General features: G+C 72.0%; 21 protein-coding genes. 13 read left to right on the top strand and 8 right to left on the bottom strand.

Going from position 1 to position 19781, the window contains the following annotated elements:
- Positions 1-113: 113 nt before the first annotated feature.
- The gene (locus I4J89_RS02170; protein ID WP_196412067.1) at positions 114-662 is read right to left on the bottom strand and encodes a nucleotidyltransferase family protein; all 549 of its coding nucleotides are present in this window, start codon (positions 660-662) and stop codon (positions 114-116) included.
- Complete coding sequence (locus I4J89_RS02165; protein WP_309238152.1) at positions 659-2086, bottom strand: hypothetical protein; 1428 nt, start codon at positions 2084-2086, stop codon at positions 659-661. The genes I4J89_RS02170 and I4J89_RS02165 overlap by 4 nt, the downstream gene beginning before the upstream one ends.
- 111 nt (positions 2087-2197) lie before the next feature.
- Here I4J89_RS02165 and I4J89_RS02160 point away from each other — a divergent pair, with 111 nt between their 5' ends.
- The 5 genes from I4J89_RS02160 to I4J89_RS02140 all read left to right on the top strand — a co-directional run bounded on the left by I4J89_RS02160 (position 2198) and on the right by I4J89_RS02140 (position 7107).
- Positions 2198-3118 (top strand): hypothetical protein, encoded by a 921-nt coding sequence (locus I4J89_RS02160; RefSeq protein WP_196412066.1) that lies wholly within the window; start codon positions 2198-2200, stop codon positions 3116-3118.
- A complete protein-coding gene (locus I4J89_RS02155; RefSeq protein WP_196412065.1) occupies positions 3115-3540 on the top strand; it encodes an ABA4-like family protein in 426 nt (141 codons plus the stop codon). Before I4J89_RS02160 ends, I4J89_RS02155 begins: the two co-directional genes overlap by 4 nt.
- Positions 3541-3545: 5 nt before the next feature.
- On the top strand, positions 3546-4724 hold the full coding sequence (locus tag I4J89_RS02150; protein ID WP_196412064.1) for a sensor histidine kinase: 1179 nt from the start codon (positions 3546-3548) through the stop codon (positions 4722-4724).
- Entirely contained in the window at positions 4721-5347 is a 627-nt protein-coding gene (locus I4J89_RS02145; protein WP_196412063.1) for a response regulator transcription factor, read from the top strand. Before I4J89_RS02150 ends, I4J89_RS02145 begins: the two co-directional genes overlap by 4 nt.
- Positions 5348-5469: 122 nt before the next feature.
- Positions 5470-7107: a S8 family peptidase gene (locus I4J89_RS02140; RefSeq protein WP_196412062.1), complete on the top strand. Its 1638-nt coding sequence runs from the start codon at positions 5470-5472 to the stop codon at positions 7105-7107.
- A gap of 1 nt (position 7108) precedes the next feature.
- On the opposite strand, the gene I4J89_RS02135 is transcribed toward I4J89_RS02140, so the two are convergent.
- Together I4J89_RS02135 and I4J89_RS02130 are read right to left on the bottom strand one after the other, a co-directional pair.
- Positions 7109-7591 carry an NADPH-dependent FMN reductase gene (locus tag I4J89_RS02135; protein WP_196412061.1) on the bottom strand — a complete coding sequence of 161 codons (483 nt, stop codon included), beginning with the start codon at positions 7589-7591 and terminating at the stop codon, positions 7109-7111.
- 94 nt (positions 7592-7685) lie between these two features.
- On the bottom strand, positions 7686-8210 hold the full coding sequence (locus tag I4J89_RS02130) for a flavin reductase family protein (protein WP_230858174.1): 525 nt from the start codon (positions 8208-8210) through the stop codon (positions 7686-7688).
- 190 nt (positions 8211-8400) lie between these two features.
- Here I4J89_RS02130 and I4J89_RS02125 point away from each other — a divergent pair, with 190 nt between their 5' ends.
- From I4J89_RS02125 to I4J89_RS02115, 3 genes are all read left to right on the top strand, one after another.
- Complete coding sequence (locus I4J89_RS02125; protein WP_196412060.1) at positions 8401-8937, top strand: winged helix-turn-helix domain-containing protein; 537 nt, start codon at positions 8401-8403, stop codon at positions 8935-8937.
- A 257-nt stretch (positions 8938-9194) separates the two neighbouring features.
- Positions 9195-10226 carry a S1 family peptidase gene (locus I4J89_RS02120; protein WP_196412059.1) on the top strand — a complete coding sequence of 344 codons (1032 nt, stop codon included), beginning with the start codon at positions 9195-9197 and terminating at the stop codon, positions 10224-10226.
- Positions 10227-10439: 213 nt separating this feature from the next.
- A complete protein-coding gene (locus tag I4J89_RS02115; RefSeq protein WP_196412058.1) occupies positions 10440-11603 on the top strand; it encodes a cytochrome P450 in 1164 nt (387 codons plus the stop codon).
- A 6-nt stretch (positions 11604-11609) separates the two neighbouring features.
- On the opposite strand, the gene I4J89_RS02110 is transcribed toward I4J89_RS02115, so the two are convergent.
- A complete protein-coding gene (locus I4J89_RS02110) occupies positions 11610-12593 on the bottom strand; it encodes a hypothetical protein (protein WP_196412057.1) in 984 nt (327 codons plus the stop codon).
- A 174-nt stretch (positions 12594-12767) separates the two neighbouring features.
- On the opposite strand from I4J89_RS02110, the gene I4J89_RS02105 reads away from it, so the two are divergent.
- Positions 12768-13643, top strand: coding sequence for a serine hydrolase (locus I4J89_RS02105; protein ID WP_309238151.1), 876 nt, complete (start codon positions 12768-12770; stop codon positions 13641-13643).
- On the opposite strand, the gene I4J89_RS02100 is transcribed toward I4J89_RS02105, so the two are convergent.
- Genes I4J89_RS02100 through I4J89_RS02090 form a run of 3 tightly spaced genes read right to left on the bottom strand, consistent with a single transcriptional unit; the run spans position 13618 to position 15481 of the window.
- Positions 13618-14211: a DedA family protein gene (locus I4J89_RS02100; protein ID WP_309238150.1), complete on the bottom strand. Its 594-nt coding sequence runs from the start codon at positions 14209-14211 to the stop codon at positions 13618-13620. The genes I4J89_RS02105 and I4J89_RS02100 overlap by 26 nt on opposite strands.
- Positions 14208-14984 (bottom strand): MBL fold metallo-hydrolase, encoded by a 777-nt coding sequence (locus I4J89_RS02095; protein ID WP_196412056.1) that lies wholly within the window; start codon positions 14982-14984, stop codon positions 14208-14210. Before I4J89_RS02095 ends, I4J89_RS02100 begins: the two co-directional genes overlap by 4 nt.
- Positions 14984-15481 carry a DUF1990 domain-containing protein gene (locus I4J89_RS02090; RefSeq protein ID WP_196412055.1) on the bottom strand — a complete coding sequence of 166 codons (498 nt, stop codon included), beginning with the start codon at positions 15479-15481 and terminating at the stop codon, positions 14984-14986. The genes I4J89_RS02095 and I4J89_RS02090 overlap by 1 nt, the downstream gene beginning before the upstream one ends.
- Before the next feature lie 60 nt (positions 15482-15541).
- On the opposite strand from I4J89_RS02090, the gene I4J89_RS02085 reads away from it, so the two are divergent.
- From I4J89_RS02085 to I4J89_RS02070, 4 genes are read left to right on the top strand one after another with little or no spacing between them, the layout of a single operon-like run.
- A complete protein-coding gene (locus I4J89_RS02085; protein ID WP_196412054.1) occupies positions 15542-16495 on the top strand; it encodes a diacylglycerol/lipid kinase family protein in 954 nt (317 codons plus the stop codon).
- Positions 16488-17492 carry a YihY/virulence factor BrkB family protein gene (locus tag I4J89_RS02080; protein WP_196412053.1) on the top strand — a complete coding sequence of 335 codons (1005 nt, stop codon included), beginning with the start codon at positions 16488-16490 and terminating at the stop codon, positions 17490-17492. Before I4J89_RS02085 ends, I4J89_RS02080 begins: the two co-directional genes overlap by 8 nt.
- 35 nt (positions 17493-17527) lie before the next feature.
- On the top strand, positions 17528-19000 hold the full coding sequence (locus tag I4J89_RS02075; RefSeq protein ID WP_196412052.1) for a phosphatase PAP2 family protein: 1473 nt from the start codon (positions 17528-17530) through the stop codon (positions 18998-19000).
- Positions 19001-19011: 11 nt separating this feature from the next.
- Positions 19012-19767 (top strand): endonuclease/exonuclease/phosphatase family protein, encoded by a 756-nt coding sequence (locus I4J89_RS02070; RefSeq protein WP_196412051.1) that lies wholly within the window; start codon positions 19012-19014, stop codon positions 19765-19767.
- Positions 19768-19781: the final 14 nt, after the last annotated feature.

Below are 19781 nucleotides of genomic sequence, written 5' to 3'. Positions count from 1 at the left end.
CTTTGGAAATCAATTAATAAAGTGCCCGATAATGGTGCGAGAATGAGGCTGTCGATACCAATAGTGTGCGGCGACGGCAGAAAGGTTGCTCGTAATTTTCTGCGACCGTGAGGTCACCGAGTGTCGATGTCGTGGTCGTCGGCGACGTCGCCGACCGGGACCGTCCGCACGTCGTGCGAGCGGAGGTAGTCGCGGGCCCCGCGATCCCCGGTCGCGGTCCGGGCCACCCCGGCCCAGTGGTCGCGGCCGAGCAGCACCGGGTGACCACGCCGGTCGCCGTATCCGCCCATCACCAGCGCGTCCGGTGCGGAATGCGCGATCACCCGGCGGACCGCCTCCGGGGTCACGCCGGGCATGTCGACGAGCAGCACCACGGCCGCGGCCGCCGGGGTTGCGGTCAGTGCGGCGAGACCGGTCTTCAGCGACGAGGCCATCCCGGTCGCCCAGTCCGGGTTGATCACCGTCTCCGGCAGGCCGGGCGCGGCCTTGATCACCTCGTCGGCGGCCGCGCCGAGGACCACGACGATCCGTTCGCAGCCGGCCGCGCGCAGGGTGCCGGCGGCGTGCTCCACGAGCAGCCGGTCGCCGTGCCGGACCAGGGCTTTCGGCATCCCGTACCGGCGGCCCGCGCCGGCCGCCAGCACGATCCCGGCCGTCGTCAACGGGGTAGCAGGCCGCGGACGGCGGCCAGCGGGAGGGCGGTCCGTGGGTGGTAGGCGACCCGCCACAGGCCGCCGTGTGCCGCGGCGATCGCCTCGTCCTCCCAGGCGGCCGGCCGAGCCGGGCGGGGCTTGCGGATCTGGTGCACCATCAGCGCGGCCATCAGCTTGCTCGCCGTCGCGGGCTCGAAGATCTCGACGCCGAAGAGATGCGCGCCGGCGTACGCGGCGGCGAGCAACCGGTTGCTGATCACCGAACGGGTACGGGTCGGCGGAGCGACCGCGAAGCTGACCACGCCGTCGCGACGGCCGAGGGTGGCGCGCCAGCGGTGGATGCGTTTGGCGAGCGCGTAGTTCGGACCCTGCTGCGGTACCAGGCTGTCGTTGATGCCGGGGGCCACGTCACACGGGTAGTTGGGCCGCAGCAGCCGGCCACCGGAGACTGCGCCGGTCACGCTCGCCAGCCGGGAACGGTCCCGGTAACGGGCCCGGCCCTGCGTGACGGCGCCGGCCGGGACCGCGTACACGTCGGTGGGTGTGGCGAGCACGGCGAGCGCGGTGTCCGGACGTTGCTGCCGCAGATGTACGCCGAGCGCGTCCACCGCCGCCGCCAGCCGGGGATACGCCGCCCCGGGCGCGTACCCGTAGTTGCCGAGGATCAGCCGGCCGTCGAACCCGAGCAGCCACTGCGCCACCGCACCGAGATCGCTGAGCAGGTCGGCCCCGGGTGTCCCGCTGCCCTTGACCGGAGCGACCAGCCGCCCTGCGCTACTCGACGCCGCGATGCTGATCCGCTGCCACAGATCGTCGCGGGGCAGGTCGACGGCGAGCACCGTGCCGCCCCAGCCGAGGACCGACGCGACCGGCCCCATCTCCGCCCCGGCACCGAGCGCCACCAGATACTGGTCGCTCAGGTCCAGCCAGTCCGGGGAGGCGGCGACCTCACGTACCGCCTCGGCGCACGACTCCTCGACGACGCCGGCCCCGACCCAGGTGTCCAGTTGCCGGTTCAGCCGGTCGCCGCGCAGCTGCTCCCCGCGGTACGGCAGGACCAGCTCGCGCTCCGGCTCCGCGGAACCGGTCACCTCGACCGTCTCCAGCGGCTGCTCGGGGACCGCCAGCAGAGCCTGCGCCAGCGTGAACTCACCGTCGTCGCGCCGGTACCGCATCCGGGCGTGCACCGAGTCCAGGCCGGCCTCGGCGATCTCGTATCCGGCGGCACCGTCGTCGGCGAGTCCCGCCTCCACGAGGGCCAGGAAGTGGCGCAGGTAGCCGCGCCGCCAGTCCGGTTCGTGCTCCGCGGCCGCGGCGGCGGCCGGATCGATGTGGCGCAGGGCGTCGGCGACGACGGTACGACCGAACGCGCTGCTGCTGCGCCGTCCGTTGTCGTCCGCGGGGAAATCGGTCAGGCCGGGGGTGTGATGCACCGCGTCAGTATCACCCTCTCCTACCTGGGTAGGAGAGGGACTCCGACGACTGGCCGACAGTGCGGCCCGCGGTCGGTCGATCCGGGCCCCGCGGGGCGAGACGCTGCGTGCATGACCACCATCGATTCGTACACCGCGGGGCACCTGCCCGCCCTGCGCGGTCCGGTCCGCTGGAACCGCCCGCTGCTCTGGCTCACCGCGGCGTGCGTGGTGCTGGCCGTCGTCTCCGCCGCCGGGATCTTCGTCGACGACCGGGTCCTCACCGGCGTGCCGATCTGGCTGAAGCCCTTCAAGTTCGCCGTCTCGTTCGCCGTCTACGCCTGGACGCTCGCCTGGATGCTGGCGGTCCTGCCGCGCCGCAGCCGCCCGGCCGAGTGGGCCGGCGTGACGATCGTCGGCGTGACCGTCCTCGAACTGGCCATCATCGTGCTCCAGGTGGCCCGCGGCACCACCAGCCACTACAACGTGGCCACGCCGTTCGACGCGGTGCTCTGGTCGGCCATGGGCACCTCGATCATGGTGCTGTTCTTCGCCCAGGTGGTGATCGGCATCAGCGTGCTGCGCCAGCGGATCCCGGACCGGGTGGCCGCCTACGCGATCCGGCTCGGGCTGGGGATCTCGTTGCTCGGCATGGGTCTGGCGTTCCTGATGACCTCGCAGGAGACGGCCGGTGGAGCGATCGGGGCGCACTCGGTCGGCGTACCGGACGGTGGGCCGGGAATGCCGCTCACCGGGTGGAGCACCACCGGCGGTGACCTGCGGATCAGCCACTTCGTCGGGTTGCACGCGCTGCAGGCGCTGCCGCTGCTGGCGTACGCGCTGGGCCGGTGGACCGGCTGGACCGAGCGGGTGCGTGGCCGGCTGGTGCTGATCGCCGGGAGCGCGTACACCGTACTGGTGCTGCTCTTGACCTGGCAGGCGCTGCGGGCGCAACCGTTGCTGCGACCGGACGTACTCACCCTGGCCGCGTTCGCCGCCCTGGCGGCGGTGACCGTGGCGTCGGCCGCGGCCGTAATCCGGAAGGCGACATGACCGAGATCCTGTTCAACCTGACGTTTCTGCTGGCCGCCCCGTTCTGGGCGCTGATAATCCTGCTGCCGGGATGGTCGTGGACCACCCGCGTCGTGTCGAGTCCGCTGATCGTGCTGCCGATCGTGGTGATCTACGCGTTGCTGGTGATCCCGGCCTTCGGCGAGGTGTTCCCGGCGGTGGTCAACCCGACCCTCGGCGGGATCCGGGAGCTGCTCGGTACGGCGGACGGCGCGGCCGCCGGGTGGGCCCACATGATCGCCTTCGACCTGTTCGTGGGCCGGTGGTCCTACCTGGACAGCCGGGAGCGGGGCGTGCCGGCTCTGCTGATGGCGCCGATCCTGCTGCTGACCATCCTGCTCGGGCCGCTCGGCCTCGCCGCCTACCTGGCGGTGCGTCCCCGGTGGCCGCAGCGCCTAGGCTGATCGACATGAGCTGGGCGGGCCGCCTCTTCAACGTACGGGAGACGTTCCCGCGCATGCTGCTGCTCGATCTCAGCGGCCTCGCCTACCTGCTCGTCACCTGCCAGACCGAGAACCCGCCGACCGGCCCGCAGTGGGTGCTCGCGGTCCTCGCCTTCGCCGCCGGGCTGCTGCTGAACCGGTGGCGGGTGTGGAGCCTGGTAGCACAGACCGCTCTCTTCGCGGTGGCCCTGGCCATCCTGGCCGACACGACGATCAACAAGGTCGGCACCGCGTGGGCGCTGGGCGAGCTGGCCTTCTGGGCGCCGCGGTACGCCTACGTGTGGGCCGGCACCGCCCTGGTGGCCGTGGTCTACCTGGCGCTGGAGGTGCCGGCGTCCCCCGACGGGCTGTTCGAGGAGATCGTCGGGCTGGCCACCGGTCTCGGCCTGCCGGTGCTGCTCGGTACGGTCGGGCGCACCACCCGGGAGCTCGGCGTGCAGGCCGCCCGCCGGGCCGAGGAGGAGCAGCGGCGCCGCGAGTCCGAGCACCGGGCGGCCCGGGCCGACGAGCGCAGCGCGATCGCCCGGGAGCTGCACGACGTGGTCGCCCACCACGTCGCCTCGATGGTTCTGCGGATCGGCGTGGCCCGGCATGTGCTGCCCGGCCTCGACCCCAAGGTGGCCGAGGTCTTCGACGACGTCCACCGGACCGGCACCGCGGCCCTCGGGGATCTGCGGCGGCTGGTCGCCGTTCTGCGCGACCACGACGGCGTACGCGGCGACGCCTCCCTCACCGCCATCGACCCGTCCGCGCTGCCCGCCGCCCTGGACGGTGCCGTGGAGACGGCCCGCCGGGCCGGCGTGATCGTGGAGGCCGAGATCGACCCCGAGGTCGGCGGCCTGGACGCGGTACGCGGGCTCGCCGTTCTCCGCCTGACTCAGGAGGCACTGACAAACGTGGCGAAACACGCGGGTGCGTCGGCCAAGGCCCGGCTACGGGTGACCGTCGACGGTTCCGACGTCGGGTGGGAGGTCGTCGACGACGGCGGGCTCGCCGTCGCCGGACCACCGGAGGTGCCGCCCGGCGGCGGGCACGGGCTGACCGGCATGCGGGAACGCGTGGAGGTGCTCGGCGGGGTGCTCACCGCCGGACCGGCCGGCACGGGCTGGCGGGTCGGCACGATGCTGCCGGGGGAGTCCGCGTGATCCGGGTCCTGCTCGTCGACGACCAGCAACTGATCCGGGCCGGCCTGCGGATGCTCTGCGACGCCGAACCCGGCATGGAGGTGGTCGGCGAGGCCGGCGACGGCCGTGCCGCGGTCGAGCTGGCCACCCGGCTGGCACCCGACGTGATCGTGATGGATCTGCGCATGCCGGGCGTCGACGGGATCACCGCGACCAGCCGGATCATCGCCGCCCGCCCGGCCGCCCGGGTGCTGGTGCTGACCACGTTCGGCGACGACGACCATCTCTACCCGGCGCTCCAGGCGGGTGCCTGCGGTTTCCTGCTCAAGGACGCGCCACCGGCCGAGTTGCTGAACGGGATCCGGCTGGCCGCGTCCGGGGAGAGCCCGTTCAGCCAGGACGTGCTGCGCCGGCTGGTGCGGCGCGCGGTGGACGCGCGGCCGGAGGCGCCCCGCCGGCTGGAGAATCTGACGGTACGCGAACAGGAGGTCCTCGACCTGGTCGGCGAGGGCCTGAGCAACACCGAGATCGCCGAGCGCATGCACATCGGGGTGACCACGGTGAAGACCCACATCACCGCGCTGATGACCAAGACCGGCAGCCCCAACCGGGTACGCCTGGCGCTGCTCGCCCACCGCGCCTGAGGGTCCCCACCGGCGGAGGGTTCGGTGGTTCCGCCGGTGGGGAGCGGTCAGGCTAACCCGGTGCCGGCACTTCCCGGCGTACATCCCTCAACCTGGGACGTGGCCGACCGATCACGCCGGACATGCGTCTTGCTTCTTTGCTCACCGCGACGGTGGTCGCCTCTACCGCTCTGGTGGCGCCCGCGGTTGCCGCTCCGCCCGCTCCCACCGGGCGGTACATCGTGACGCTGAAGCATCGGGCGGCCGGCCTCTCGGCCCGCGACCTCGGCATCGGGCGGGTGCTGCGCACCTTCAGCCGGTTTCCCGGCTTCGCCGCGGAGATGACCGCCGCGCAGGCTCAGCGGCTCGCCGCCGACCCGGCGGTGCGCACGGTGGAGCAGGACCGGGTGGTACGCCTGAGCGCCACGCAGAAGAAGCCGACCTGGGGACTGGACCGGCTGGACCAGCGGGGCCGGACGCTGTCGAAGTCCTACCTGCCGTCCGCTGACGGGGACAACGTGCACGCGTACGTGATCGACACCGGGATCCGGACCACTCACCAGCAGTTCGGCGGCCGGGCGTCGTACGGCTACGACTTCGTCGGCAACGACCGGAAGGCCGACGACTGCAACGGGCACGGCACGCACGTGGCCGGGACGATCGGCGGCAGCTCGTACGGCGTCGCGAAGAAGGCGAAGCTGGTATCCGTTCGGGTGCTGGACTGCCGGGGCGAGGGCACCCTCTCCGACGTGATCGACGGCGTGGACTGGGTCACCACGCACGCGGTCCACCCGGCCGTCGCGAACCTGAGCCTGGGCGGTGAATTCAGCCCGGCGCTGGACTGGGCGGTGCGTGACGCGATCGACTCGGGCGTCACCTTCGTGGTGGCCGCAGGCAACGAGAACATGCCCGCTGTGCTGGGCAGCCCGGCGGGGGTCACCGAGGCGATCACCGTGGCGGCGACGGACAGCAAGGACCGGCGCGCCTCGTTCTCCAACTACGGCAGCGCGGTCGACATCTTCGCGCCGGGCGTGAACATCGTCTCCGCCGTGGCCGGCAGCAACAGTGCTCGGGGCACGTACAGCGGCACGTCGATGGCGGCGCCGCACGTGGCCGGCGCCGCGGCACTGCTGCTCGACGCCGCGCCCGGGCTCACCCCGGCCCAGGTACGCGCCAAGCTCGTCGGCTACGCCACCAAGGGCAAGGTCACCCGCCGCGCCGGCTCGCCGGACCGGCTGCTCTACGTCCCGCCGCCGCCGAAGGCTCCGGCGATCACGACCGTCGAGGCGGCCACGGCCAGCGTGTTCCGTTCGTACCAGTTCACCTTCGGCCGGACCCCCGGCAACCGGGGGACCTGGCAGATCGTCGGCGGCAGCCTGCCGCCCGGCCTGAGTCTCGCCTCCAGCGGACTCCTGCGCGGTACGCCGACGCGGCCGGGAACCTACTCGGTGGCCGTCCGGTTCACCGACTACGTGCCCCGCTCGGTCACCCGCACGGTGGTGATCCCGGTGGGGGTGACCGCGCCGGTGATCGCCACGGAGACGCTGCCGGACCTGTCCGCGGGTACGGCGTACGAGGCCCGGCTGGCCGTGACCGACCCGCGCAGGGGCACCTGGTCGGTGGCCGCGGGTGAACTGCCGCCCGGCCTGACGCTGTCCGCGTCCGGGCTGATCAGCGGGGTGACCACGGCCGGGGCGGGTGCCGCGTACACCGTCACGGTGCGGTTCACCGACGAGTGGCGCCGCACCGTCGAGCGCACCTACCACCTCTCGATCGGCTGAGTCACCAGTCCAGGGCCGCCGCGTACTTCTGCGCGATCGCGTCCGACTCGCCCAGGTCCGCCTCGAGCACCGGCAGCCCGGGGCGGACCGCGATCGCGCCCAGCTCCACGAGCAGTTGCCGGAGCAGGGCTTCGGCGGCGGCCGCCTGCGGCGCCACACCGGCCGTGACGACGGGAACCGCGAGCTTGCCGGCCAGCGCCTTGGCCGGCAGCTGGTCCAGCAGCACCTTCAGTACGCCGGTGTAGCTGCCCTTGTAGGTCGGTGTCGCGATGACCAGCAGGTGTGCCTCGGTGAGCGCGGCCACCGCTGCCCTGGTCGCCTCGTCGCCCGGGGTGAGCAGGCCCGCGCCCAGCGCGCCGACCTCGATCACCGTCGGCTCGGGCGAGCTGAGCTGTGCGGCGATGGCCTCGCCGACCGCGACGGCCAGCGCCGACGTCCGTGACCCGGCGCGCGGATTGCCGGACACCACCACGATTCCCGCCATGTCGTCCGCCTCCTCTCCCTGTTCCGGCCCGCCTTCTGGGGCCTGGTGTCTTCCTTCGGCCCGCTTCTGGGCCGTTACTTCTGTCTTTCGCCGCTCAGGCGGCCCGGCGCAGGTTCGTGTAGGTGCCGTCGTGGTAGACCAGCGGCGTCGCCGCCCGGTCGTCGTGGACCGTGCCGGTGACCGGGGAGGCCAGCACGATGGTGTGGTCGCCGGCCTCGACCCGGCGGACCACCCGGCAGACCAGCCGGGCCAGCACGCCGCCCAGTAGCGGCACCCCGCCCGGGCCCTGCTCCCAGTCGCCGTGCGCGGCGAAGCGATCGATGCCGCGGGTCGAGAAGGTCCGCGCCACGTGCTCCTGCTCCTCGGTGAGCACGTGCACGGCGACGACGTCGGTGGCGGAGACGGCAGGCCACGCGGACGCGGTGTGTGCCAGGCAGAACGACACCAGGGGCGGGTCGAGGGAGACCGAGGTGAACGACGTCGCGGTGAATCCGGCCGGCGTCTCGCCCGGCGCGGTGATGACCACCACCGCCGCGGCGTGCCGGCGCAGCAGGTTCCGGAAGAGGTCGGCGTCCACGAGCGATCTCGGGTATTGGGAGTCCTGCGGCATGGTTCGCATGCCTTCACCGTCCTTGCAGGTAGACGTCGCAGTCAACGCGTTCCCATATCCTAGTAATCCGATGGGGAATTACCACTGCGGTGGTTATGACGCCCGCCACTGCAACTAGTTCACCTATCTAACAGATGGGAAATGTATCCTTGCGGTGCGTCTGCCGCAATCGGTGGCGCAGACCGTCGAAGGAGAAGCCATGACCGCTCTCGCTGTCGCGCACCCGCACGCCACGTACCCCCGCCCCGCCCGGTTGCGGCCCGTGCCCGACCCGCCCCCGCCGGAAGCGCGCGAAGACGAGGCGCCGGTCACCGTCACGATCAGCATCGCGGGTGGTGCCGGCGGCCGGGAGCGGGTCCTCGCCGCGCTGCGCGAGCTCGTCGACGCGGCCGGGCCGGCCGCCGCCGTCGAGCTGGAGGGGATCACTGAGCCGTTCGCCGGTGGGATCCGGCTGGACCCTCGTGCGCGTACGGCGTTCCACGGTGGGCGGCTTCTCGAGCTCAGCCGCCTCGAGTACGACCTGCTGCTCTTCCTGGCCCGTCACCCGCGGCAGGTGTTCAGCCGGGCCCAGTTGCTCACCCACGTCTGGGGGCACCGGCACACCACCAACCGGACCGTCGACGTGCACGTCAGCCGGTTGCGTACCAAGTTGGACGATCCGGAGTTGATCACCACGGTGTACGGCCTGGGCTACCGTCTCGCGGACGACGCCCCGATCGTCGTCGTCGACAAGTAGGGGGAACGATCCCGGTGTCCGGCTGTCTCGTGCCGGCCGGCGGCTGACCGGCCGCCGGCCGGCTTCGTTCTTATCTATTCATCCCGAAAGGGTAATAAGCCCGTAGTATGGCGATCCCCTCCGTGCAGCTCAGCGGCTTGTTGATCGCTGTCTGAAGATCGTTACGGGTCCTTGTCAGTTCATTGATCAATTTAAATACTCGGAGCACGGGTGCGCCGGATCGGCGCGCCACGCCACCCGTCCCCCTGGGAGGAACCGTGCTCAACCCGAAGCTTCGCCGACCGATCGTCGGCCTGGCGGTCGGCGTTCTTGTCGGCAGCGGACTCGCCGCCACACCCGCCGCGGCAGCCCCGGCCGCAGACTCGTCCAGCGCCTCGACCCTGGCCACATCCCTCGACACCCGTCTCGGCGCCCGTGACGCCGGGTCCTATCTGGACGCGAACGGCAAGGTCGTGGTCAACGTGACCGACGCGGCCACCGCGGCCGAGGTCAAGGCCTCCGGCGCCACCGCGCGCTTCGTGTCCCGCAGCGGCGCCGTCCTGGCCGCCGCCGACGACAGCCTCAAGGCCAACCTGAAGACCGTCGGTACCGCCTTCGCCGTCGACCCGGTCAGCAACCAGGTCGTGGTGAGCGTCGACGAGTCGGTCACCGGCGCCAAGCTCGCCAAGGTCAAGGCGATCGTCGCCAAGCTCGGTGACGCGGCCCGGATCGAGACCGTCTCCGGCACGTTCAGCACCACCATCTCCGGCGGCGACGCGATCTACTCCGGCAGCGGGCGCTGCTCTCTCGGCTTCAACGTGCGTAGCGGCAGCACCTACTACTTCCTGACCGCCGGCCACTGCACGCGCGGCACGTCGAGCTGGAACAACGGCTCGCAGACCCTCGGTACGACGGCCGGCAGCAGCTTCCCCGGCAACGACTACGGCATCGTCCGCTACACCAACACCACGATCACCAAGACCGGTGGCGTCGGCACCTCGATCGACATCACCGGGGCGGCCACCCCGTCGGTCGGCACCACCGTCTACCGCCGCGGCTCCACCACGGGCACCCGCTCCGGCCGGGTCACCGCGCTGAACGCCACGGTCAACTACGCCCAGGGTTCGGTGTCCGGCCTGATCCGGACCACCGTCTGCGCCCAGCCGGGTGACAGCGGCGGCCCGCTCTACGGTGGCAGCACCGCGTACGGCCTCACCTCGGGCGGCAGCGGCAACTGCTCCACCGGCGGAACCACCTTCTTCCAGCCGGTCACCGAGGCCCTGAGCGCCTACGGAGTGTCCGTCTACTGAGTTTGATGGCTTCGCCTTCGGCTCGCTGGCATCGCGCCCTTTGACGCCGGTGGCGAGGGCACCGAAATCCACTACGGCTTCGCCTGGTGGATTTCGGACCCTCGCCACCGGCGGGCGCGATGCGTGGTGGTTGCGGTTACTTCAGCATCGCCCGCCGCACCGGCCGGGCGGGCGGGGCGGCGGGGTGATGTGTGGGTGTTTCACAATCGACGAATGACCTCTGTCGATAGCGACCGCAAGGTGCACCGCGGTCAGCGATCACCCGGCTGTCCCGTACGTGTCGACGCCGACGGGGTGTGGCACATCCAGGACTACGCGACCGCGCGCCAGTTCCTGCGGCACACCGACACGCGGCAGGCCGGCCTCGGCATCGAGAACGCGATGCGTCTCGAGGGCCGGATGCGCCTGCCGGTGCTCTACCGGGACGGGCCGGAGCACCGCGAGCACCGGCGCCAGACCGCCCGCTACTTCACGCCGAAGCGGGTCGAGGCGGCGTACCGGGATCTCATGCACCGTCTCGCCGAGCAGCAGTGCGAGGTCCTGCGGCGGCGCGGCGCCGCCGATCTCTCGACGCTCTCCTTCCATCTCGCGGTGGCGGTCGCCGCCGAAGTGGTCGGGCTGACCGAGGGCCGCGGCGACATGGCGAAGCGGCTGGACCGCTTCTTCCGCGTCCCGGACCCCGACGCGCGCGGCCTGACGGCCGCCCGGCAGCAGACGTTCAACAACTTCACGCTGCTCTCGTTCTTCTGGCGCGACGTCCGCCCGGCGATCGCCGCACGCCGCCGCAACCGCCGGGACGACCTCATCTCGCACCTGCTGGACGAGGGCTGCACCCGACCCGAGATCCTCGGCGAGTGCGTCACGTTCGCTGCCGCCGGCATGGTCACCACCCGCGAGTTCATCACCGTCGCGGCCTGGCATCTGCTCACCGACGAGTCACTGCGGGAGCGCTACACGACCGGCGACGACGGCGAGCGGACCGCCATCCTGCACGAGATCCTCCGGCTGGAGCCGGTCGTCGCCGATCTGATGCGCTGGACCACGGCCGACGTCGCGCTCGGCGACGTCACCATCCCGTCCGGCGCCCGGGTCGACGTGGGCGTGGCCGCCACCAACCTGGACGTGGCGGCGGTCGGTGCGGAGCCGGGCGCGGTCTGCCCCGGCCGCCCGCTGGCCGACGGGGTCGCCGACGCGGGACTGTCCTTCGGGGACGGCGCACACCGCTGCCCGGGGGCGTACATCGCCATTCAGGAGACCGACATCTTCCTGAGCAGGCTGTTCGCCATGCCGAACCTGCGACTGATCCAGGAGCCCACCGTGACCATCCGGCCGGACATCGCCTCCTACGAGCTGAAAGGCATCGTCCTCGCCGTCTGACCCCGGTCACTCGTTGACGCGCTCCTCGCCGCGGCGGCGGAGCATCTTGAGGCCGGGCAGGCCGGCGATCGCGAGGTGCAGGTCCTCGGTCACCTCGAGCAGCTTGTGCAGGTCCGGTCCGACCCGGTCGAGCTTGCTCAGCAGCGGCATCACGTCGTTGACCAGGTGATCACGCAGGGCCGGCAGCTGGTCGACCATCCGGATGGCGGCGGTGACCTCGTCCGGAGTCAGCTCGGAGACGAACTGGGCGGCGAGCGGGGCGGCGTTGCGCAGTGTCGGCGCGTATCCGTTGAGCAGTTCATCCACCTGGGCGGCGGTGGCGTCGGCCCGCCCGACCACCGCGTCGGCCCGGTCGGCGACCGCCGAGGCGGACGCGACGATCTCGCGCGCCGAGCCGGCGATGGCATCGACCTCCCTGATCGCCCCGGACGCGACCGAGGTGAGGGCCGCGACCTCGGTGACCGCACCGGACGCGGCCGCAGTGATCCCGGCGACCTCGTCGATCGCTTGCGAGGCGGCGGCGGTGATGGCCGAGACGTCGGTGATGGCGCTGGTGGCCGCGGTGGCGATGGTGCTCACCTCGGAAACGGCCGCGGCGGCGTCGCCCACGATCACGCCGGCCGCCTCGGTGGTGACCGAGGCACGCCGGACCAGGTCACCGGCCGAGGCCGAGATCGAACTCGCCTCCTCGACGGTGATCGCGGCCGCGGTGGCGATGGCGCGCGCCTCGGCGACGGTGGTCTCGGCCGCGGTCGCCACCGCGGAGACCCGGGTGATCAGATCCTCGGCCTGCGCGACGGCCAGGTTGACGCGGTTCATCAGCAGCTCGGCCTGTCCGATCAGGCCCACCGCGCGTATCGGCACGGTCGCTGCCGCGGCCGCCGTCTCGATCACCTGACCGGCCACGGTTCGGGTGAGGTCCAGCGCCGCCGTGGGTACGGCCAGCGCGACACGGGACAGTTGGACGGCTCGCGACACGAGGAATGCCATACCCCCATGATGCGCCGGATCCGCACCCCGGGCCTCGGTGACGGAGCGTGTCGGGACCACAGCCGAGGGTCGAAAGTCTGGAATACACAGCATTCCGGGCGGCATCAACGGCCACGAACACGGCACTATGCATGGGTGCGACGTACCCGGAACCTGATTCTGACGATTGCCGCCGTGGGCATCCTGGGGGGTGCGGTCCTCGTGGCCAAGGGGATGACCGAGGAGGAAACCGGCGGTGGCAAGGTCCCCGTGTCCGGCGCCGCGCAGGCCTCACCGAAGGCCTCGCCCTCGCCGACCGGGCCCAGCCCGGAGGAGCTGGCGGCCCAGGAGCGCGCCCGGCGGGCGAAAGCACTCGACGCGGCCCTGAAGAAGTACGCGGCGGACAAGCCGGAGTTCTCGGTCGCGGTCCTGGACCGCAAGACCGGTGAGACGTACGCGTACCGCGGCGACGAGCGTTACGAGACGGCGAGCGTGGTGAAGGTGCAGGTCCTCGCCTGCCTGTTGCTCACCGCTCAGGACGACGACCGCAAGCTCACCGCGGGTGAGAAGGCGCTCGCCGACAAGATGATCCGGTACAGCGACAACGCCTCCACCACGTCGCTGTTCGGCCAGCTCGGCCGGGCCGGCGGGATCAGCGCCTGCAACAAGCGGCTCGGCCTGACCCAGACCAAGGTGAGCGGTTCCTGGGGCCTGACCCGGACCACGGTGAAGGACCAGGTGAAGCTCCTCGGCGAGCTGGTCGACGAGAAGAGCGAGCTGAGCGAGGCCTCCCGGGCGTACGCGAAGAAGCTGATGGGCACGGTCGCCCAGGATCAGGACTGGGGTGTGCCGGCGGCGGCGCGGACCGGCGAGGGCACCACCGTGAAGAACGGCTGGCTGGCACGCTCCACCGAGAACAACCTCTGGATCATCAACACCGTCGGGCGGATCACCGGCGACGACACCGACGTCTCGATCGCGGTGCTCTCGCACGCCAACCAGACCATGCCCGCCGGCATCTCCATGGTGGAGCGGGTCGCCAAGCTCACCCGGACGCACCTGAAGTACTAGGAGTGGTACCCGCCCTGGTCCGGCGCTTCTGGAACCAGGTCAGCGTCTGGTTGACGATCAGGATCACGATCACCGCGGCCACCACGCCCTGCCACGGCTCCGGGAAGATCGAGCCGCCGGCCAGGCCGATCGTGGCGTACACGCCGGACCAGAGGGCGCAGGCCGGCAGGTTGGCGACCACGAAGGTGCGCCAGGAGATGCCCACGAAGGCGGCCGCCAGCAGCACCGGCACCCGGCCGCCCGGAATCAGCCGGGACACCAGCAGCACCGGGACCTGCTTCTGTTTGAGCCGGTCCTTCACCCCGGTGAGGTGTTCGTCGTCGCGCAGCCAGCGCAGCCGCCGGGCCAGCTGTTCGCCGCCGAACCGGCACATCGCGTACATCACCAGGTCGCCGGCGTACGCCCCGGCGGCACCCGCCGCGACCACGAGCCCGATGGTGAGCGGATGCTCGTGGAAGGCGAGCGCGGCCGCCCCACTGACCGCCGCACCGGTCGGCACCACCGGCACGATCGCACCGAACGCTACGACCAGGAGCAGCCAGCCCAGAGCGGCCAGTTCCTCGATCACGCCGCCGGCTCCACGGTGAGGGTCTCCCCGTGTGTCAGCACCCGGACCCGGGTGTCCGGGGAGGTCCGTGCCGCGTGCTCGGCGAACCGGGCTCCCGGCTCATCGAACATGTGCCGGCGGACGCGTCCGAAACCGATCGGCCAGAGCGTGCCGTAGTGGACCGGCACCGACCAGGAGGCCTTCACCCGGCGCAGCGCCTCCGCGCCGTCGGCCGCGTCCAGGTGGCCGTGCGAGCCGAGCGTCGGGCCCCAGCCGCCGACCGGGATGAGCGCCAGGTCCAGCGGCCCGAAGTCGTGCATCTCGTCGAAGAGGCCGGTGTCGCCGGCGAACCAGGTACGGGCGGCGCCCTCCACCATGAAGCCGACGGCGACCGCCCGCTCCCGCGACCACGGGCCCCGGCCGCCGTCGTGGCGGGCGGGGACGGCGCGTACGCGTACCCCGGAAATGGTCGTGTCGTCGCCCGGCGCGAGCTCCACGCAGCGCTCGGCCACCTCGGGGCCCAGGGCCTTGGCGACGAAAGCGGCGGCACCGCGCGGGACCACCAGCAGAGGCCGGCCCGGCACGGCCTTGAGCGACGCGACGTGGAAATGGTCGGCGTGCAGGTGCGAGAGCAGGACCGCGTCCGGCGGCCCGGCCAGCCGGGGGGTGGGTCCGGCCATCCGGCGCAGGTGCGCGAGACGATCGGTGAGCACCGGGTCGGTGAGCAGCGTCACGCCGGAGTCCTCGAGCCACACCGTGCTGTGGCCCCACCAGGTGACCGATGTCGTGCTCACTACGCCACCGTACTCACCCGGCGCAGCGCGCGGCCGCACAGCCGCGCGTACAGGTGCTGGAAGAGCACCGCGACCGGCCCGCCGAGCCGCATCAGCGTCCCGGCCGGCCGGCTGAACGCGGTGACCGTGAACCACACCTGGTCCCGGTCGTCGCGTTCCACGACGAACGCCTCCTCGCCGGTGGCCGGGTGACCGGTGCGGGTGCCGTACCCGAATCCGATCCGGTCGGTCTCCTCGACCACCCAGACCACCTGGCAGGGCGCGTCGAGCGGCCCGAGCCGGACGGTGAGGCGCACGCCGGGCTCCGCCCGCGCGGCGTCGGTGCGGATCCGCGCGCCGGTCGCACGATGCATGCCGAAGGTGAGGATCGCCGCGCCGGCGCGGCGCAGGACCGCCTCGCCCGCGCCGATCCGGGTCCGGTAGCGAAGGTGGCGGTAGCCGGCCGGGAGCTGCCGGGTCCGGGTCGATCCCACTTCGGGGTACGTCAGTTCGGTCACCTGAGCAGTGTGCGGGATTCCCGGGTCGCCCGTCGGGACCGCCTCCGGCAGACTGATCCCGTGACAGGACCTCGCTCCGCCGTCGTGGTGAACCCCGCCAAGGTGCCCGATCTCGATCACCTGCGCGAGATCGTCGGCGAGGGTCTCGCCAAGGCGGGCTGGCCGGAGCCGAAGTGGTACCGGACCACCCCGGAGGACCCCGGCCGCGGCCAGGCCAGGCAGGCGATCAGCGACGGCGCCGAGCTGGTCTTCGCCTGCGGCGGCGACGGCACGGTGACCTCGGTGGTGACCGCGCTGGCCGGCACCGACGTGGCGCTGGCCGTGCTGCCGGCCGGCACCGGCAACCTGCTCGCCGCGAACCTGGGACTCGGCACCGACCCGGAGACCGGCCTCGAGGTGGCCCTGGAGGGCGGGCGGCGCCGGATCGACGTCGGTGTGATCGACGACCGGTGCTTCGTGGTGATGGCCGGGATGGGCTTCGACGCGCAGATGCTGGAGGACACCTCGGAGCGGGCGAAGAAGCACCTCGGCTGGCTGGCGTACGTGGGCGGCGGCGCGAAACACCTGCTGGACCGGCCGATGCGGGCCCGGATCCGGCTGGACGGCGGCCCGCCGATGCCCCGGCGGCCGAAAGCGGTCATCGTCGGCAACGTCGGCCGGCTACAGGGCGGTGTCCGGCTGCTCAGCAAGGCCGAGCCGGACGACGGCAAGCTGAACGTGGCGATCCTGAGCCCGGGCAACCTGGCGCACTGGGCGCAGCTGGCCTGGGCGGTGCTGCGCCGGCAGGACCGGGTGCCGCTGATGGAGACCTACACCGCATCTCGTGTAGAGATCTACAGCAACCGGGCACAATCGCGGCAACTTGACGGGGACCTGATCGCACCGGGGAAAGCCATGAAGATCCACGTACGGCCGCGGGCGCTGTTGCTCTGTGTGCCGCAGCCCGACTCCGACCCCGACCTGGCGTACGACGCCAGGAAGGTCGCGGAACGCGCGGAGAAGAATTTTGAGTAGCACCGAGCCGGTCCCCGAGACGGTGATGATGGCGGGGGACACCCTCTCGGCGGACGACGCCTTCCTGGCGTTGCGGCACTACGGCCGCTGGCCGCTGCTCCACGACGCCTTCGTCCGGTTCCGGTACGGCGACGGCTTCAGCCACGCCCGCGCCTTCGCCCTGCAGCTCTGCCTGGCGATCGTGCCGTTCCTGATCGCGCTCTCCGGACTCGCCACCGATCTCGGCGCCGAGTCCGGCGGTCAGATCGTCGCGGACACGGTCATCGCGCTCACGCCGGGTGACAGCGAGACGCTGGTCCGGGAGCTGCTGGTGGACGACGACCGTACCGAGGAGGCGGGCGAGCTGGCCCTGACCCTCGGGATGATCACCGGCCTGGTGGCGCTCACCACCGCGATGGCGCAGATCGAGCGCGGCGCCAACCGGATCTACGGCGTGGAACGGGACCGGCCGGCCCTGCAGAAGTACCTGCGGGCCGCCACGCTCGCGCTGGTCGCCGGCCTGCCCGCGCTCTTCGGGTTCCTGTTATTGGTGGCCGGCCGGGCCGCCGGGAACTCGGCGGAACGGCAGTGGAACCTGTCACACGGCGTACGGGTGGCCTGGGACCTGGTCCGCTGGCCGCTCAGCCTGCTGCTCATCGTCTTCGCAGTGGGCCTGTTGTTCCGGCACTCGGTACGCCGCAAGCAGCCGGCCCTGTCCTGGCTGCTGTTCGGCGCGGTGATGTCGACCGTGCTGTGGTGGCTGGCCAGCCTGCTACTCGCCGGATACGTCCGGTTCAGCGACAGCTTCGGTGCCACCTACGGCCCGCTCACCGCGATCATGGCGTTGCTGGTCTGGGCGAACCTCACCGGCATCGCGCTGTTCCTGGGGCTGGCCTTCGCCGCCCAGCTGGAGGCACGCCGGGTGGGCGCGCGTCCGGCCAAGGACGACCACTGGGAACCCGCTCCGGAGATCCCGGCTCAGCGCGAGCCCGGTGTACCGGCCGAGCCGTCCGGGTAAGAACGGCGCACCCCCCGACACCTTGGGAGTGCACCGTGACCGATGACAACCGCGTGGTGGAACGCACCGGCTGGGCGCCGGTGCGGCACTTCGCCGAACGCAGCGTGCTCGGCCTGGCCGTGGTCACCGCCTTCGGCCTGGCCTTCGGCGTGCTGCTGCTGCTGGTCCGATTCCACTGGTCCCCGCTGCAGAGCCTGGACCGCAGCGTGGCGGACGACCTGAACCGCTGGGCGTCCGGCTCGGACACCGTGGTCGCGGTGTTGCAGCAGATCGCCTCGGCCGGCGGGCGCGGCTTCATGATCCCGCTGGTCGCACTGCTCGCCGCGCTGCTGCTGATCCGTGGCCGGCCGCGGCCGGCGATCTACCTGGTGGTCACCGGGCTCGGTGCGGCGGTGCTGGACCCGTCGCTGAAGGCCCTGATCGGCCGGCTTCGCCCGGTGGTCGAGGTGCCGGTGGCCACGGCGCCGGGCAACAGCTTCCCGAGCGGGCACGCGCTCGGTTCGATGGTGGTCTACGGGATGATCGTGCTGGTCTTCCTGCCGGCGGTCCGGCGCCGGTGGCGGCCCTGGTTCATCGGCGCGGCCTCTGTGGTGGTCGCGGCCATCGGGTTCACCCGGATCGCCCTGGGCGTGCACTTCGTCTCCGACGTGCTCGGCGGGTGGCTGCTCGGGCTGGCCTGGATCAGCGTCACGGCGTACGCGTTCCGGATCTGGCGCCGCGAGGCGGGCCATGCCACCCCGCCGCTCACCGACGGCCTGGAGCCGGAGTCCGGCCCGGATCTGCGGCTCGCGCCCGCCGAGGGCCCGGTGCTGCCGCATCCGTGGGCCAAGGGCGCGGAGATCCTGGTCGGCTGGGTCTTCGTGTTCGGCCTGCTCTACCTCGTCGGGTACACGGTCACCCGCTGGACGCCGGGCTTCGACACCGCGTTCCCGGCCTGGCTGCAGAGCTTCCGCACCCCTGAGCTCGACCGGTTGAGCTGGTGGTGGAGCAAGTTCGGCGACACGCACGCCATCCTCATCGTCTCGCTGATCTTCTGCCCGCTGGCGCTGGCCCTGTGGCGGCAGTGGCGGCCGGTGCTGTTCCTGGTGCTCACCATGGTCGGCGAGCTGACCCTGTTCCTCTGCGCCGCGGCCGCGGTGGACCGCCCGCGCCCGCCGATCGAGCAGCTGGACGGCCAGATGCCGACCTCGTCGTTCCCGTCCGGCCACATCGCCGCGACGATGTGCCTCTGGGCCGCCATCGCGATCATCGTGATGGCCCGGTTCCGGCAGCCGTGGCGCTGGATCTTCCCCGCCCTCGCGGTGCTCATGCCGGTCGGCGTGGCGCTCTCCCGGATGTACCGCGGCATGCACCACCCGACCGACTTTCTCGGCGCCGCCCTGCTCACCGCCGCCTGGATCACCGTGCTCTGGTTCACCGTCCGGCCGAACGCGCATGCCGAGACCGCCGAGGAGGCCGCGGAGGAGGCCGCCCAGGTCACCCACCGGCGGCTGGAGGCGATCGGGTGACGCTGCGGTTGATGACCTGGAACATCCGCACCGGCGGCGGCGATCGCCTACCGGCGATCATCGAGGTGGTCCAGGCCGAGCGTCCGGACATCCTGGCACTTCAAGAGCTGCGCGACTTTCATCGGTACGGCCGGATGCACGATTTCGCCACGGCGGTCGGGATGACCCCGCACCTGGCCCGGTCGGTCCTCGGCCAGCCGGTCGCGGTGCTGGTCCGGCCGCCGCTGCGGATCCTGCGGCGGTCCAGCGTCACGTGGCGGCTGCACCACGCGGCGGCGATCGTGGAGGTGGCGACCGAGGCCGGCCCGCTGCGGGTGGTGAGCACCCACCTGAACCCGTTCTGGCCGTACCTGCGGATGCGCGAGGCCCGCTGGCTCGCCGCCCGTTACGCCGGCGACCGCGTGCTGATCGCCGGGGACATGAACGGCCTCGATCCGCACGGTGACCACACCGAGGCGCTGGCCGCCCTGCCCTCGATGTACCGGCGCCGGCACCTCACCCCGGACGGCACGCCCGACACCGGCGCGATCGCGGCCTTCGAGGCCGCCGGGCTGGTCGACCTCTGGCCGGCCGCCGGTGCCGGACCGGGGGAGACCGTTCCCACCACCGGCCTGCGCGGCAAGGAGTTCGGATCCACCCGCCTCGACTACCTGTTCGCCGGGCCGGCGGTGGCCGCCCACGCCCGTGCGATGTGGGTGATCCGCGGTGGCGCCACCGAGCACGCGTCCGACCACTACCCGGTCACCGCCGACTTCGAGTTGAGCTAGATCGGATACTCACC

Source organism: Actinoplanes aureus (assembly GCF_015704865.1).
GTDB classification, from domain to species: Bacteria; Actinomycetota; Actinomycetes; order Mycobacteriales; family Micromonosporaceae; genus Actinoplanes; species Actinoplanes aureus.
Note: the sequence above shows the minus strand (reverse complement) of the source record. Positions and strands in the feature narration are given on the sequence as shown.